This window comes from sulfur-oxidizing endosymbiont of Gigantopelta aegis (assembly GCF_016097415.1).
GTDB lineage: Bacteria > Pseudomonadota > Gammaproteobacteria > GRL18 > GRL18 > GRL18.
The window spans coordinates 4,016,080-4,030,240 of sequence record NZ_JAEHGE010000001.1; the positions used below are offsets into that span (position 1 = coordinate 4,016,080).

Sequence of the window (14,161 nt, forward strand, 5' to 3'; positions counted from 1 at the left end):
TCAGCAAGAGAAATTTGATCCCATATCTGCCTGAGTTGCTGAAAGGTAAAGTTTGTGCTGTTTAAATGCACAGACTTATTGAGAAGTTACAGATAAACTCAATTTTATCAACACTTGCCGCACCACCACCCGTGACGATTGGAACATGCTTACAGTCAGCTTCTTTAACCGCAGGAAAACAATTTAACCCATCTGAGTAAACAGTACTTCCAGGTGTTAAATGAGTTTGTGCCCATCGTTTTATTTCACTGGATTTAAACCCTTTAAGCACATTTAAATTCATTGCAATCGGGTGTCCATCTTCATTAGTAGAAACGGCTGCAACGAACGGTGTTTTATTTTCTGAACCACGACCTCTGGAGCCGCCTCTGTGCTCACCACCCCAGTAGGTCATCATCAATTTGAATGATGCCTGATAAAGGTTTACTGTCATCACGTTCTTTCATAACCTGCATGATCTTTTGTTTCATACTCCAGGCTGTATTGTAGCTTACCTTAAGCTGTCTCTTTAATTCTAATGCTGAAACCGCTGTCTTCAATTGAGTCATAAGATGAATCGCTAAAAACCACTTAGATAAAGGCAGTTTGGTACTATCAAATATTGTCCCACAGGTTGCTGATGTCTGATGATGACAATGGTGGCACTGATAAAGATGGCGATGTTCTAGAGTGCAATAAGTCTTATTGCCACACTCTGGGCAAACAAATCCATCAGGAAATTTCCATTTAAATAAGGCTTGTCGGCACTGTTTGTCAGTGCCATAATCATTAAAAAGCTCAAATAAACTATAACCTTCTTGAAACTGAATTTTATTTTTTGACATCATTCTACTCCACACATAATCTATACTTTAATTATAGTATAATTATAGTATAATTATAGTATAATTATAGTATAGTTATCGAAATATGGCGGAGCTTTGTGGGTAATCAAGAAATTTTATATCTTCTGTGATATCAATACCCAGCTTTTGTTTTTCATGTTCGGTTGGCTCATAAGCTTCACGACAGACAGAACAAAGTACACGCACTAATCGTTGTGCCAATACTGCAACCAAACTGGATGAGAGTAAAAAAGGTTCAACACCCATATCTCGTAAACGTGTAATAGAACCAACGGCAGTATTGGTATGTAATGTAGAGAGTACCATGTGTCCTGTTAAACTGGCCTGTACGGCAATATTTGCGGTTTCACTATCGCGAATTTCACCCACCATCACCACATCGGGATCCTGACGTAAAATAGCTCGTAAACCACGGGCAAAGGTCATATCGACTTTATTATTAACCTGCGTTTGTCCCACACCTTCAAGATAGTATTCAATGGGATCTTCTACCGTGATAAGGTTTCGTTTGCTATTATTTAACTCGGTTAAAACGGCATATAAAGTGGTTGTTTTGCCCGAACCGGTAGGCCCTGTAACAAGAATAATTCCATGGGGCTTAACGATCAATTCTCTAAGCAATTTCTGTGTAGTTGTATCAATACCCATTTTTTCTATATTCAGTCGACCTGCCTGATTATCTAATAAACGTAATACCACCCGTTCTCCACCACCAGTGGGCAGCGTTGAAACACGAACATCAATAGCCTTGCCTGCAAGCTTTAGTGAGATTCGACCATCCTGAGGAATACGTTTTTCGGCAATATCAAGTTGTGCCATGACCTTGATACGTGACACTAAAAGACTACCCAACTCTTTGGGTGGCTGAATCACCTCACGCAGTACACCATCAACCCGTAAACGCACTATAAGCCGTTGCTCAAAGGGTTCAATATGGATATCTGAAGCATTTTCTTTAATCGCTTCGGCAAGGATAGCATTAATTAGGCGAATAATCGGTGCATCATCTTCACTTTCGAGCAAATCTTCAGGCTCTGATAATTGTTGTGCAACACTCAGCAAATCAACATTATCACCTAAATCAATATTTTCTATACTCTGATTATTCCCCTGTTCATAGGTAGAATGTAATAAGGTCTCAAAGTAATCATAGTCAATAAATTGAAAGATCAGCTTAGCGGAGGAAAGTCGGAGTAATTCTGAAATGGTGAGATGATCAACATCATCGCGGCAATAAACGATAGTTTCATTATCATTAATGCTATCATCATCGGATGTTGTATCGGTCTTAATAATCACACCCTGCCGTTTAGCATAGGCAAACGAAAGTTTTAAATCAACTACTTCAGCGTCGTCTAAACCCTCAGAGAATTGATCATATTGATTCTTTAAGTCATTATTAGATAAGTTTTCGTCGGCAGTTTGCTGTTCATTATTCTTTTGCTCAAGCTCATTCTCAACTTCTGGCTCGTATGCATCAAGTTGCTTTTCAAGCTCATTCATTTCTGCCAGCATTTCATCTTCAATATCCATTGCGATGGCATCATGAGAACCCCGGGAACTTGCTTCTGTCTGAGTGTTATTTTGATTCAGGTTTTCCATCCGTAATCCTACTGATAAAATGGATTAGGCAATACAACACTGCTACCATCCGGCTTAACATATTCAGGTAATACCGGAATTATTTCCGGTTCAATCAATCGAACACCTTTATCTTGTAATTCAATTTGCTTTGATCGTACAAACTGATATTTACTCATTGCCATCTCATTGGCGAGCACCGGATTACTCAAAATAGTAGGACGAATAAATACCATTAAATTAGCTTTTTGTGTTTCAACTTTAGAGGACTTAAAAAGCTCTCCAATCAATGGGATGTCGCCTAAAAGGGGCACCTTATTGACTGTATTTACTAAATCATCCTGTATCAAACCACCTAGCACCACCATGCCACGATCTTCTACCATCACGGTGGTTTCTATGGCACGTTTTTTGGTCACCAGATCCACCGCAGCGATATTTTGCACCTTGGGCAACACATTAGAAACCTCCTGATAAATATCCATAATGATAGTGCTGCCCTTATTCAAGCGTGGTGTTACCTTAAGGGTTAAACCAACATCCTTACGTTCAATGGTTTGAAAAGGGGTTGCTATGCCACCCTGAGTAGATTGTGAACCGGTTAGAAATGGTACGTTTTCACCAACTATGATCGAGGCTTCCTGATTATCTAAGGTCAACAAAGAGGGGGTCGATAAAATATTACTATCAGTATCACTTTGTAAAATTTTCAAAACAGCCTTAATGTCACCAGCACCATTCAAATACGTTAGAGAAAAAATATCTTTGAGTGCCAGCCCCGTATTGGCCTCACCTACTACACCTGAGCCTGAGACACTTGTATTCCATTCAACGCCCAGTTCTTTTTCTAACTTATAAGAAACTTCGGCAAGAATGGCTTCTATGTGTACTTGGGCTCTAGGAATATCAAGTTTCTTTACCACGTCTTTAATTTCAACAAACTTAGTATATGAAGATTTAACCACTAAAGAGTTTGAATTATCGTCCGCAGCAATAACAATATCTGATAAACCATTTGCGCCTTTAGCACCTACCGACATTTTAACAATTTCTTTTAAGATGGTCGCAATATCAGCAGCTTTCGCATAACTAAGATAAAGAACATGGGTATTACGCATGGTATTTACTTCTGAATCCAGCTTTAAAATCAGTGCTTTTAGATTCATACGGGTGGTTGCATCGCCACCAATTAATAAACTATTACTGCGAATATCGGCAACGACGACCTGAGACAAGGTTTTTTTTGTGCGATTCAAAGCAGAAAGCGTTTGCGCCAAATCTTTTGCGGAGGCATTTTTTAGATGTACCATTTCAATATTACCATCACCCGGCGTATCCAGTCGGTCTACTAACTCAACCAAGCGATTAATATTATTAGCTGAATCCGATATCACTATCATATTGCTATCAGCATATCCAGCTAGATAGGCATGTTGGGGAACTAATGGCCTTAAAATCTGCACCATTTGCATGGCCTGGGTATGCTGGATTTTAATCACTCGGGTCACCAGTTGATCCCCTTTAACTAAACCATTCAAGTCATTCGGCACTGCCTTGGACTTGGCCGTAATACCCTTGATAATTTTAAAAGTATTTGCCTCAATAGTCGGAACCACTGAGTATCCATGAACATCCAGCAGTGATAAAAAAATCTGATACACTTCTTCGGCCGACATGCTTTTCTTAGAAATAACGGTGACTTTACCTTTAATATTAGGATCAATGATAAAGTTTTTATTGGTCACATCGGCGACTGTGGCTATCATGGCCTTGATATCAACACCTTGCATATTAAACACATAGGTATCACGTGCAGAAGCGGACAAACTGATACTCAATAGTATGAGTGATAGAAATACTTTCTGTACTGAGATTCCCATTTTTTTGCTCTTGCTAATACTCATTGAATAACTACTTTTTTTATCATATTTTTTGGGCCATTGAATTGTTTTAGTGGCACGGTTTCCTCGCGGGAATTGTGCAGAATAACAATATGATCCGGTTGAATGGATTTTAGTGTGACATTGCTTTTTATTTTGTCACCCACTTTATAATATTTTATTTTTTTTGATAAACCAGCAATAATCACCCGCGCCTGACTATCCTTTGATGAGCTAATAATGCCAATGAGTTTTAAGCGTAAGGTGGATTTAGGCATGGAAACGCTTTGCTTGGCCTGATTTTTACCGAAAAGATGCCAGTTAACCATGGCCTGTGAGGAAGCGACACGGGCAGATTGTTGAGCCACAGGCGTTTTGGCAGATAAACGTGTTTCTGCAGGGGCTTGATTCTGTAGACGATAAAACCGTAAGGCATTTACCGTTGTCAATGCGATCAGCAGCCCTATAACCGCTAACACAATGATATTTTTGAATAAAATATTTTGCATTATCCTAATTATACTGATTGTATCCCTATCCTTGATATTGACTAATAATGAACTTAAGTCTTTATATAACAATATAACCTAAATTACTAAAAAATAAAGAAAAAGTTATAATAATTGTTAATTTTTTTTTATCGCACCTTAAAATAATAAGATTCAATTAGATTGTTTGATACTCTATGAGTTATTTATTGTGACAGTTCTAGTTTTATTTATTGTTGAGGATTTCACATAAATCCATTTTAGTGGCATTATTATATACCAGTAGTAGACTAAACATATCACATTTATGTCACGTTTATATCGCATTTATAACATACAGCAACATTGAGGCAATAAATGGATGGACACTCATTAGTGCCCATCCGTAAATAGGTTTTTTATATAAATAATCGTAGGGTGGGCATGGCTTTATCTGCCCACGCTGACTCAAGCGCTTATTATGTACACTTTCAGCGTGGGCACAAAAAGCGTGCCCACCCTACGGTCAAAATTATCAAATAATTTTAGAATAAACGGATGGACACTAATAAAAAAATGCAAAAAAAAGCACTCATAAGAATAATCTCATGAGTGCTTTTTAAAGAGCGATAAATGGTCTTATTTAGCCTGACATATTTGCGCTTCTGTTTTCATGCCAAGACGCTTGAACAGCCAACCTGGAGGACAAAATCCAGTAAACGTGCTCTGCATCATATTGAAGCCAACAAATAAGGTGAACCATGACCAATTAGTGTTAACATACATTGAAAGTAAAGTGCTGGCAATAACCATTACACTCGCTAATAAAAATAAACTGCGTTCAACTGACATTGTCGTCTCCTGAATATTTGTAATTTCTGTGATGAATTTAAAAATAAAAGCCATAAATTTAATAAGTAGTAATTGATAAGTATTTTCTAATGTTTTGATGCGTTTAACAAGCCCCCAAAAGAATAGTATTTTTTCAGAAAAATTAGACAAAAGTCTAATTTTAGGGTAAAAACGAGTATAGGAATAATTCAAACGACACAATGAATAAAATTAAACTCTTCATCCTTGCCCAGACTGACATTTTCCTTGAAGGTTTATTGCATATCTTCAAAGACAATCATGAAATACAAGTCAATCACTCCAATCAAATGCTCCCGCAACTCCTTAAGGAAATTGAACAAATTAAGCCGGATGTCCTATTAATTCAGTCACATGATGTTGAGTCTCCTTATGATCTATTTTTTAATCAATATAGAGCCCAACACCTACCACTTGAAGATAAATCCACACAATTAAAGATTTTGGTGTTTGGTCAGGTAATGGAAAATGACTTCCTACTGAATATCATTCGCTCTGGTGCTAATGGCTATATTAATTCGAATATGTCATCTGAACACCTGATTCAAGCAATAAAATATGTCCATAATGGTGGACTGTGGGCGGAAAATCATATATTGGAACAACTTGCCCAAGATGCATTACAAATGGAAAGTATTCTTGAAGAAATTGCGATGGAAAAAACCAGAATGATCAGTGAATTGCTGACGAAACGTGAAGCTCAGGTTTTTCAGTGGATTTTAAAAGGTTTATCTACCAAAGAAATAGCCGGGCAAATACACCTTTCTGAACAAAGTGTTAAGCTGCACTTAGGCAAGTTATTTAAAAAATTTGAAGTTACCAATAGACCCCAACTCATCCTATCAGCTTTTGAGCGGGTATCACCTGTCAATAATATTATTCCACTTATACAGGCGATACTGGAAAAGAAAAATTCAAAGCATTAGAACTCTTGCATTAAAGCTATAAAAATACCGTACCAACGACAGTGCTGCCATTGCCCTGATATTCAAGTTCATCAAAACAACGCTCTTTGGTAGCGGCTATGCCACGGCCATGCTGATCAAAAATCCGCTCAATAGACAATTGTAAATAAGGCTGCCAATCAAAGCCTTTACCCTGATCAGAAATGGTCACAACAATTTTATTGTCACTTTTTAATAATAAAATTTCACCCTGTCTGCAAGCATATTGCTTATCGTCCAGACGTTCATCAATTTCATCTATCCAATAATCCTTAGCCAACAAGGAAGATTTTGTTTCATAACCGATTTCAAGATTACCATGTTCAACAGCATTCATCATCAATTCAGAAAGTCCTGATATGACGCGCTCCGGATCAGGAAACATATTAGCCAAGGCAACGGCTAAGCGCTGACAATCTAATAGGGTTTTAAAATAAAACCGCCCTTCCTGGCAGTTTTTAAAAATTGAACTGATGCTTTTAACTTCTTTTTGCAGATAGGCATTACGCCTGAAATCACCCACAGCAACCTTTAGCAAGGCGATTAGTTTTTCCTGCACAACCGGTTTGGTCAGATAATAATAAGCACCATTATTCATCCCTTCCAGAATCGATTCATTAGAATTATCAGCTGTTTCCATAATGACAGGCAGGTTATAAAGCCTGCTATCTGCTTTGATCTTCTTTAATAGCTCAATGCCCGACATGCCGGGCAAGTTAATGTCCAATAACACACAGTCAAAGGTATATTGTTTATCCGATAAAATAAGCCAGGCATCTTCAGAACTACTGACACTGATACACTTATAATCTTCCTGACGAAGATATAAGGTCAATAAATCAGACATTAATGGATCATCTTCAACAATTAGAATTGAACCATTATTAAATCCCATAGAATTCATTCAGTAACATCCTTAAAACACATTAAAATTACGTCACAATAATAGTCTGACTATAACGTTTAAACTCAGTATATTTATTTTGGAAGGCTTGATATTGCTTGTCTTTTAACAAAGCTTCCAATTCACTCGCTAAATGTGTGAGCTCTGGAAAACCAAAACTACCACCACGTCCTTTGATATTATGCAGAATTTTTTGACAATTCAACCACTCTGACTGTGGAACAAGCGTATCCATTGTCTCTAATTCGTCAGCCAAGGAATGAAGAAAATGTTGTACTAATGTTTGAAAACTATCATTTCCGGGCTGTTTTATCACTACTTTTTTACTTTTGCTATCAGATTTTAACCATTTTTTTATCGATGAATAAAATTCATCTAAAATAATAGGCTTTGTTAAAATATCATCAAATCCAGCTTCAAGATAGGTTTCCCGCTCATTTTTTAATACATTGGCAGTCAAGGCAATGATAGGTGCAGTATAATCTGCTTCTCGTAAGTATTGAGTCGCTGTCAGGCCATCCATAATCGGCATCTGAATATCCATTAAAATAAGCTGATAATTTTCATTTAATGCTTTGTTAAAACCATCTTTACCATTATCAGCAATATCTATATCTAAACCTGCCTGACGAAGATACATGGAAATAAGTTTCTGATTATCAGCAATGTCTTCGACGAGTAGTATTTTGCCACTCAATGTAGGAATATTATTGCTAACATTATCAATAGAAAGGTCATTGTTTTTTATTTCGGTTAAACGCGGAGAATTTTTTAAATCACCGGTCACAATGGAAAAAGTAAAGACTGAACCTTCACTCATTTTACTATCAACTTCAATGTCCCCTCCCATCAAATTAACCAGACGGCGAGCAATCATCAAACCCAATCCAGTACCACCATATTGCCGTGAAGTGGATTTTTTAGCTTGCATATAGGGCTGAAATAAATGGTCAATTTGATCTTTTGACAAGCCAATACCATTGTCTTGAACACTCACGTGTAATTCTTCTTGCTGATAATGACAACTCAAGGTCACATTCACTTCACCTTCTCGGGTAAACTTCAGCGCATTAGAGATCAAGTTAAAAAGTACTTGTTTTAACCGCGTTGGATCATTATGTATTTTTTCTGGCAACGGTAAGTCATAACGAAACCTTAGTTTGACGCCTTTTTCTTTAGCCTGTATCGCCATCAATTGCTCAACTTCAGTCATGAGTTTAACCGGTGAAAAGCCAGGCTCTCAACTTCTAATTTGTCTGCTTCAATTTTTGATAGATCTAAAATATCATTGATAATATCAATCAGATGAATACTATTGCGATAAATGGTTTCCAGGGCTTCTTGTTGTTCTTCTTTATCCTCAATCCCAAAACGATACAGATTTTCAGCATAACCGTGTATCGCAGTCAAAGGTGTGCGAATTTCATGACTCATATTAGCCAAAAATAGACTTTTTGCACGGCTCTCTTCAAGGCCATTTCTTTATTTTCGACCACATTTTCAAGATATTTATTAGAATCCGTTAATCGTTGTTGCTGTATAGCCAACTCTTCTACCATGTGATTAAAGAAGCGTGATAAATAGCCGAATTCGTCGTTACTTTGAATATCCAAGCGCGTTGACAAATCACCTTCTGTAACGCTTTGTGTCGCATCAATGACCTTTTGAAAAGGGTCGTGTAAGGTATTTCTAATGACATAAACAAGATACAAGCCGAGAATAATGGTAAAATTACGATTAAACTCCCAAACTTCATGTGCTCTAATTCAATGGCTCGTTCTATAGAGGGGAAACAGATCATTAATAAGAAATTAACACTATCAGAGCTTGGTTTATGACTGATGGAATGCTGTGATGAGTGATTATAGGTGCTCGAATTTGGTAGGCATTGACCGACGACTATTTCTTTAGGGAATACTTTAGATATTGTTTTAGATGTGCTATTAGCTATAGTGGTTGAGGAAATATCAAGTTTTAAATAATCGAATTTATATTGCTTCTTTAACTTAAATATTTTTGCTCTTAATGACTCGCGTGATGATTTAGATTTTAAGTTCTGAGTGGCATCAAATTGCTGATCGATGCGAGTATGGATTTGTTCCAATTTCCATAAATGATCTTTGTTGATTTCCATTTCTAAAGAACTTAATAATGGAATGGTAATAGCGAAGGCTATGGGCATCACACCCCAAACAACCACCGCCGTTATTTTTCCTGCGATACTAGTAGACTTCCAATTTTTGGAAGTTCAGCTGTCTGTTCTTGAGATAACACAGGCTTCATCGAAAACCAACCCAGCGTAAAAACATAACCATCGGACAGATATTTGAGATTCCGGAAACAATCATCATGCCAGCCACATACCAAGGGAAAAACCACAAGACATCAGGTAAAGAAAAGAAAGAAATGACTAAAAATAGCACCACAATAAAACGCATCATACGTTCTGCTTCCACTTTACCAAAGACGGTAGTAATTAATTTATCCTCAGCTAAGTTGGCAGTATCAGTGATGTGTCAGAATTATGTTATGATCCGACAATATTTTTCTATGACTATCAGAGGCATATTGGCTACCTCGGTCAGTATGCCAAAGCAATCCATCCATTGGTTTACGCTTCCATATGGCCATCAGTAAAGCATCATTGACTAGCTTGGCTTTCATTCGCTCATCCATCGACCAGCCAACAATTTGCCTAGAGAATAAGTCAATGACAACCGCTAAATATAACCAGCCTTCCTTGGTGGCAATATAGGTAATATCACCCACATAGTAGCGATCAGGTTGAGAGACAGTAAACTCTCTTTCCAGTAAATTTGGAGATATACGCTTATTATGCTTGGAATTAGTCGTCGCTTTAAAGCGTCTCTTCGTTTTACAAAACAAACCGGCTTTTTTCATTAATCGACCAATTCTCCGGCGGCTTATATGAACGCCTTTTTCAGCCAGTTTTCTTTTAAGACGACGGGTTCCATAAGTCTTGCGACTGTCTTCAAACAGTTTTTTAGCTGCTCAGTAAGCGCTTCATTTTCTTTCTCTCTATCCGTTTTAGGAGAGCTAACCCAATCATAATAGCAACTACGGGAAACATCCATAAAACGGCACAGAATCGTTACCGGGTAATCTTTAGCCTGATCAGTTATCCATGCGTACTTCACAAAGTTTCCCTTGCAAAGTACGCTGTGGCCTTTTTAATAAATCACGCTCCTGAATCACTTTTGCCAATTCTTTTTCAGACGTTTTACTTCATCATAAATGTGTTCATCACTTCTATTGGCTACCGTCTTCACCGGTTTGGAATATTTACTGATCCAGGTATGTAGAGTATTTACATTAACACCTAGCTCCCTGGCAGTCTGAGAAACGGGTTGATCCGTCTCATTAGCTAATTTGACAGCTGATTCTTTAAATTCTGATGTATAGCTTTTATTCGGTTTTTTTGTTTGATCATTCATTTTAGGTCACACTTTTTATCTTTTAGTTATTTTAAGTTGTGTGTCCGGTTAAGTATAGCCACATTATCAGTTGCTTGTTTACCATAGCGAATTCTCGATACTATAGTGGGAATTCGCCAATTGGTGATACCTTCAAAGAGTAATATGAGGCAAAAAACAATCACCAGATGATTATTTTGGTAAATAGTCGAAATTAATAAACTAGCCCATAAAGCCATGCCTAAAATCAACCTAAACACTCTTTCGCTCATATTAAGCTCCTATTCATATCAAGCCCTATTTAGTGCTCCCGTGTTTTCAGGAATTCTATTTCTGGCCAGCGTTCCATGGTGAGGTTCAAATTGACCCGGGTGGGTGCAATATAGGTCAAGTCACCACTGCCATCAATGGCCAGATTATCACTGAGTTTTTTGCGAAAATCATTGATTTTATTTTCATCATCACAAGTGACCCAACGTGCTGTTTGTACATTGACCGGTTCAAAATCACAATCAACCTTGTATTCACCTTTGAGACGCTCCCGAACGACGTCAAACTGCAAAATACCCACCGCACCAAGAATCAGATCATTATTGTTCAAGGGTTTAAATAATTGTGTGGCACCCTCTTCACTTAATTGCTCTAAGCCTTTCATTAAGGCTTTCATACGCATCGGATCTCTGAGCCTTGCACGACGGAATAATTCTGGCGCAAAGTTTGGAATGCCAGTGAATTTTAAATCTTCACCTTGAGTAAAGGTATCACCGATTCGAATCGTACCATGATTATGCAAACCAATAATGTCACCGGAATAGGCACTTTCCACATGACTTCGATCCTGTGCCATAAAAGTGATGGCATTGGCAATTTGAATATCCTTATCAATTCTCACATGACGCATTTTCATGCCTTTGGTGTATTGGCCTGAGCAAATACGCATAAAGGCCACACGATCACGATGCTGTGGATCCATATTGGCCTGAATTTTAAACACAAAGCCGGTCATTTTATCTTCATGAGCATCAACCGTACGCGTTAATGTATTACGGTTCATGGGTGCAGGTGCATAATCAACAAAGGCATCGAGCATTTCATCTACACCAAAGTTATTAATAGCAGAACCAAAGAAAACAGGCGTTAATGCACCGCCTAGAAAGAGTTCCAAGTCAAATTCATTACTAGCACCACGGACGAGTTCGACTTCTTCTCTAAGCTCTTCCGCCTGTTCACCGATCAATTCATCTAACTTAGGATTATCTAGGCCTTCAATAATCTCACCGGCCTGAATCTTACCGCCATGGGTAGCACTGAACATGTGAACTTTGTCATTATAAAGATGATAAACGCCTTTAAAACGCTTGCCCATACCGATGGGCCAGGTAATGGGTGCGCAACCGATCTTCAGCACGGCTTCCACTTCATCCATTAGATCAATAGGGTCACGGCCTTCTCGGTCTAACTTATTAATGAAGGTTAAAATAGGCGTGTCACGTAGGCGACAGACTTCCATCAATTTAACAGTACGTTGCTCTACACCCTTTGCCACATCGATCACCATCAAGGCTGAATCCACTGCCGTCAGGGTACGATAGGTATCTTCTGAGAAGTCTTCATGTCCTGGTGTATCCAGCAGGTTGATGGTACAGCCTTTATAAGGAAACTGCATCACTGATGAGGTAACAGAAATACCCCGTTCTTTTTCCATATCCATCCAGTCAGAGGTGGCATGTCGCGATGCCTTACGGCCTTTGACTGTGCCCGCCATTTGGATAGCACCCCCATATAACAATAGTTTTTCTGTTAGGGTTGTTTTACCTGCATCAGGGTGAGAAATAATTGCAAAGGTTCGCCTGCGTCTTATTTCGTCTAAAAATTCACTCATTTAAAATCCAATTAAAATATAAAAAATGTATAGTTCAAGTTAGCTCACAAGCAAAAAGCTGGGCATCTTCTCTGCCTTTTTTTGCTGGGTAATAATCAGGACGAAGACCTAGTTCATTAAAGCCCATAGTTTCATAGAGATGTATCGCAGCATAATTAGAAGCCCTCACCTCCAAATATAATGTTTTACTACCCGAGTCACGGACATGGTTCATTAACCAGTTGATAAAAGCATGACCATAGCCTTTATTATGGTATTCAGGTGCGATACAAACATTCAACAAGTGTACTTCATCTAAAACGATACTATAAATAAGATAGCCTCGAATTTCATCGTCTACAGCATACACGAAGCACTGATAAGCAACTCGTAGACAATCAGCCATAAAGCCTTCAGTCCAAGGGAATTTATAGGCTTTTCGTTCTATTTGCATAACCGGTGGCAGATCAAACTCTGTCATTGTCCGCACAGATTGAGCAAAGTCATTTTCAGACAGCGTATTAGTCATTGAGTAATTGTTTCAACATGATTAAATCATTTAAAGCTTCTCGTTTATACAATGGGTTTCGTAATAAGTAGGCCGGATGATAACTCACAACCAGTGAATACTCCTGCTCATTTATGCTTAAACGATGAACCTGACCACGTAGCTCATTAAAGCTTTTTTTGCTTTGTAATAGGGACTGAGCTTGTGCTGCACCCCAAACCATAATAACTTGAGGTTTAACTTGCTCAATTTGTGCATGTAAATATTGACTACAATGAGCCACTTCTTCTTCACTATAAAGATAATCTGTTGCTGAATAACATTTGATTATTCCCGTTAGAAAGAATGATTCTTGCACATCGATACATTGAAACATGGCTTGTAATAAAGAGCCCTTTTGTTCATTGAGGTAATGACCGCTCCGATCTTCTTCTGCACTGGGTGCTTCACTGATCACAAAGACTTTAGCATCTATCGTACCCAGTCCCGTTAAAACACTTAAACGTGATTGCCGACTAGTGCACTGTTTACATTCTTTAAGCGATTGTTCCAATTCTGATGCGGGTGCAGCAAAGCTAATGACTTGCTTTTCAGGTGTCTTGCTGACAGAAGTTAAAACTTTACTCTCTGGAGTATTAGTTATAGGTGCTATTATTTCTTCAGCTGAACTTTCCGGCGCCATTACTTCAGGCGCTATAACTTCAGGCTCGACATCTCGGGGGACTTCCTGTGTTATTTTTGGCATCTCGACAATCGTCTGTTCGACCGCATCTTGCTCAGTGTAACAAGTAGCCTCAGCGGTTTTTAATTGCCAATTTTGTATGCCTATGGCATCCAGATAATAGTGTCGTCTTGCCTGATTCATAA

General features: G+C 38.2%; 13 protein-coding genes and 3 pseudogenes. 1 reads left to right on the plus strand and 15 read right to left on the minus strand.

All coding sequences use genetic code 11. The annotated features are described in order from the left end of the window. Window positions 1-94 precede the first annotated feature (94 nt). The 5 genes and pseudogenes from JEU79_RS27000 to JEU79_RS28180 form a co-directional block, all read right to left on the minus strand. Window positions 95-824, minus strand: a pseudogene (locus tag JEU79_RS27000) (IS1595 family transposase); the annotation flags it as partial. A 75-nt stretch (window positions 825-899) separates the two neighbouring features. Next, window positions 900-2,447 (minus strand): GspE/PulE family protein, encoded by a 1,548-nt coding sequence (locus tag JEU79_RS20905; protein WP_281401005.1) that lies wholly within the window; start codon window positions 2,445-2,447, stop codon window positions 900-902. An 8-nt stretch (window positions 2,448-2,455) separates the two neighbouring features. Next, window positions 2,456-4,306, minus strand: coding sequence for a type II secretion system secretin GspD (gene gspD / locus JEU79_RS20910; protein ID WP_198265620.1), 1,851 nt, complete (start codon window positions 4,304-4,306; stop codon window positions 2,456-2,458). A 20-nt stretch (window positions 4,307-4,326) separates the two neighbouring features. Further along, window positions 4,327-4,815, minus strand: coding sequence for a type II secretion system protein N (locus JEU79_RS20915; RefSeq protein ID WP_198265621.1), 489 nt, complete (start codon window positions 4,813-4,815; stop codon window positions 4,327-4,329). Window positions 4,816-5,412: 597 nt separating this feature from the next. Next, the gene (locus JEU79_RS28180; RefSeq protein ID WP_343074994.1) at window positions 5,413-5,775 is read right to left on the minus strand and encodes a YgaP family membrane protein; all 363 of its coding nucleotides are present in this window, start codon (window positions 5,773-5,775) and stop codon (window positions 5,413-5,415) included. Window positions 5,776-5,825: 50 nt separating this feature from the next. On the opposite strand from JEU79_RS28180, the gene JEU79_RS20925 reads away from it, so the two are divergent. After that, window positions 5,826-6,569 (plus strand): response regulator transcription factor, encoded by a 744-nt coding sequence (locus tag JEU79_RS20925; protein ID WP_198265622.1) that lies wholly within the window; start codon window positions 5,826-5,828, stop codon window positions 6,567-6,569. A gap of 16 nt (window positions 6,570-6,585) precedes the next feature. Here the strand turns inward: JEU79_RS20925 and JEU79_RS20930 are convergent, their stop codons facing one another. The 10 genes and pseudogenes from JEU79_RS20930 to JEU79_RS20985 all read right to left on the minus strand — a co-directional run bounded on the left by JEU79_RS20930 (window position 6,586) and on the right by JEU79_RS20985 (window position 14,159). Continuing rightward, entirely contained in the window at window positions 6,586-7,491 is a 906-nt protein-coding gene (locus tag JEU79_RS20930) for an ATP-binding response regulator (RefSeq protein WP_198265623.1), read from the minus strand. A gap of 28 nt (window positions 7,492-7,519) precedes the next feature. Further along, entirely contained in the window at window positions 7,520-8,704 is a 1,185-nt protein-coding gene (locus JEU79_RS20935) for an ATP-binding protein (RefSeq protein ID WP_198265624.1), read from the minus strand. Next, window positions 8,701-8,937: pseudogene (locus JEU79_RS20940) on the minus strand (histidine kinase dimerization/phospho-acceptor domain-containing protein); the annotation flags it as partial. The pseudogene JEU79_RS20940 and the gene JEU79_RS20935, both read right to left, overlap by 4 nt. Next, entirely contained in the window at window positions 8,922-9,149 is a 228-nt protein-coding gene (locus tag JEU79_RS28955) for a HAMP domain-containing protein (RefSeq protein WP_425511192.1), read from the minus strand. The pseudogene JEU79_RS20940 and the gene JEU79_RS28955, both read right to left, overlap by 16 nt. Beyond that, window positions 9,044-9,691: a hypothetical protein gene (locus JEU79_RS27005; RefSeq protein WP_246540443.1), complete on the minus strand. Its 648-nt coding sequence runs from the start codon at window positions 9,689-9,691 to the stop codon at window positions 9,044-9,046. The genes JEU79_RS28955 and JEU79_RS27005 overlap by 106 nt, the downstream gene beginning before the upstream one ends. A gap of 79 nt (window positions 9,692-9,770) precedes the next feature. Beyond that, window positions 9,771-9,947, minus strand: a complete 177-nt coding sequence (locus tag JEU79_RS20950; protein ID WP_198265627.1) for a YgaP-like transmembrane domain — start codon at window positions 9,945-9,947, stop codon at window positions 9,771-9,773. Window positions 9,948-10,014: 67 nt separating this feature from the next. Further along, window positions 10,015-10,946 (minus strand): annotated as a pseudogene (locus JEU79_RS28960) (IS3 family transposase); the annotation flags it as partial. A 280-nt stretch (window positions 10,947-11,226) separates the two neighbouring features. After that, the gene (locus tag JEU79_RS20975) at window positions 11,227-12,807 is read right to left on the minus strand and encodes a peptide chain release factor 3 (RefSeq protein ID WP_198265629.1); all 1,581 of its coding nucleotides are present in this window, start codon (window positions 12,805-12,807) and stop codon (window positions 11,227-11,229) included. 34 nt (window positions 12,808-12,841) lie between these two features. Next, complete coding sequence (gene rimI / locus JEU79_RS20980) at window positions 12,842-13,315, minus strand: ribosomal protein S18-alanine N-acetyltransferase (RefSeq protein WP_214660643.1); 474 nt, start codon at window positions 13,313-13,315, stop codon at window positions 12,842-12,844. Continuing rightward, on the minus strand, window positions 13,308-14,159 hold the full coding sequence (locus JEU79_RS20985; RefSeq protein ID WP_198265631.1) for a uracil-DNA glycosylase: 852 nt from the start codon (window positions 14,157-14,159) through the stop codon (window positions 13,308-13,310). Before JEU79_RS20985 ends, rimI begins: the two co-directional genes overlap by 8 nt. Window positions 14,160-14,161: the final 2 nt, after the last annotated feature.

What these genes read in the sequence shown, in the direction of transcription:
- JEU79_RS20905 (WP_281401005.1), bottom strand. Translation starts at nt 2,447, where the DNA reads ATGGAAAACCTGAATCAAAATAACACTCAGACAGAAGCAAGTTCCCGG.
- gspD (WP_198265620.1), bottom strand. Translation starts at nt 4,306, where the DNA reads ATGGGAATCTCAGTACAGAAAGTATTTCTATCACTCATACTATTGAGT.
- JEU79_RS20915 (WP_198265621.1), bottom strand. Translation starts at nt 4,815, where the DNA reads ATGCAAAATATTTTATTCAAAAATATCATTGTGTTAGCGGTTATAGGG.
- JEU79_RS20925 (WP_198265622.1), top strand. Translation starts at nt 5,826, where the DNA reads ATGAATAAAATTAAACTCTTCATCCTTGCCCAGACTGACATTTTCCTT.
- JEU79_RS20930 (WP_198265623.1), bottom strand. Translation starts at nt 7,491, where the DNA reads ATGAATTCTATGGGATTTAATAATGGTTCAATTCTAATTGTTGAAGAT.
- JEU79_RS20935 (WP_198265624.1), bottom strand. Translation starts at nt 8,704, where the DNA reads ATGACTGAAGTTGAGCAATTGATGGCGATACAGGCTAAAGAAAAAGGC.
- JEU79_RS20975 (WP_198265629.1), bottom strand. Translation starts at nt 12,807, where the DNA reads ATGAGTGAATTTTTAGACGAAATAAGACGCAGGCGAACCTTTGCAATT.
- rimI (WP_214660643.1), bottom strand. Translation starts at nt 13,315, where the DNA reads ATGACTAATACGCTGTCTGAAAATGACTTTGCTCAATCTGTGCGGACA.
- JEU79_RS20985 (WP_198265631.1), bottom strand. Translation starts at nt 14,159, where the DNA reads ATGAATCAGGCAAGACGACACTATTATCTGGATGCCATAGGCATACAA.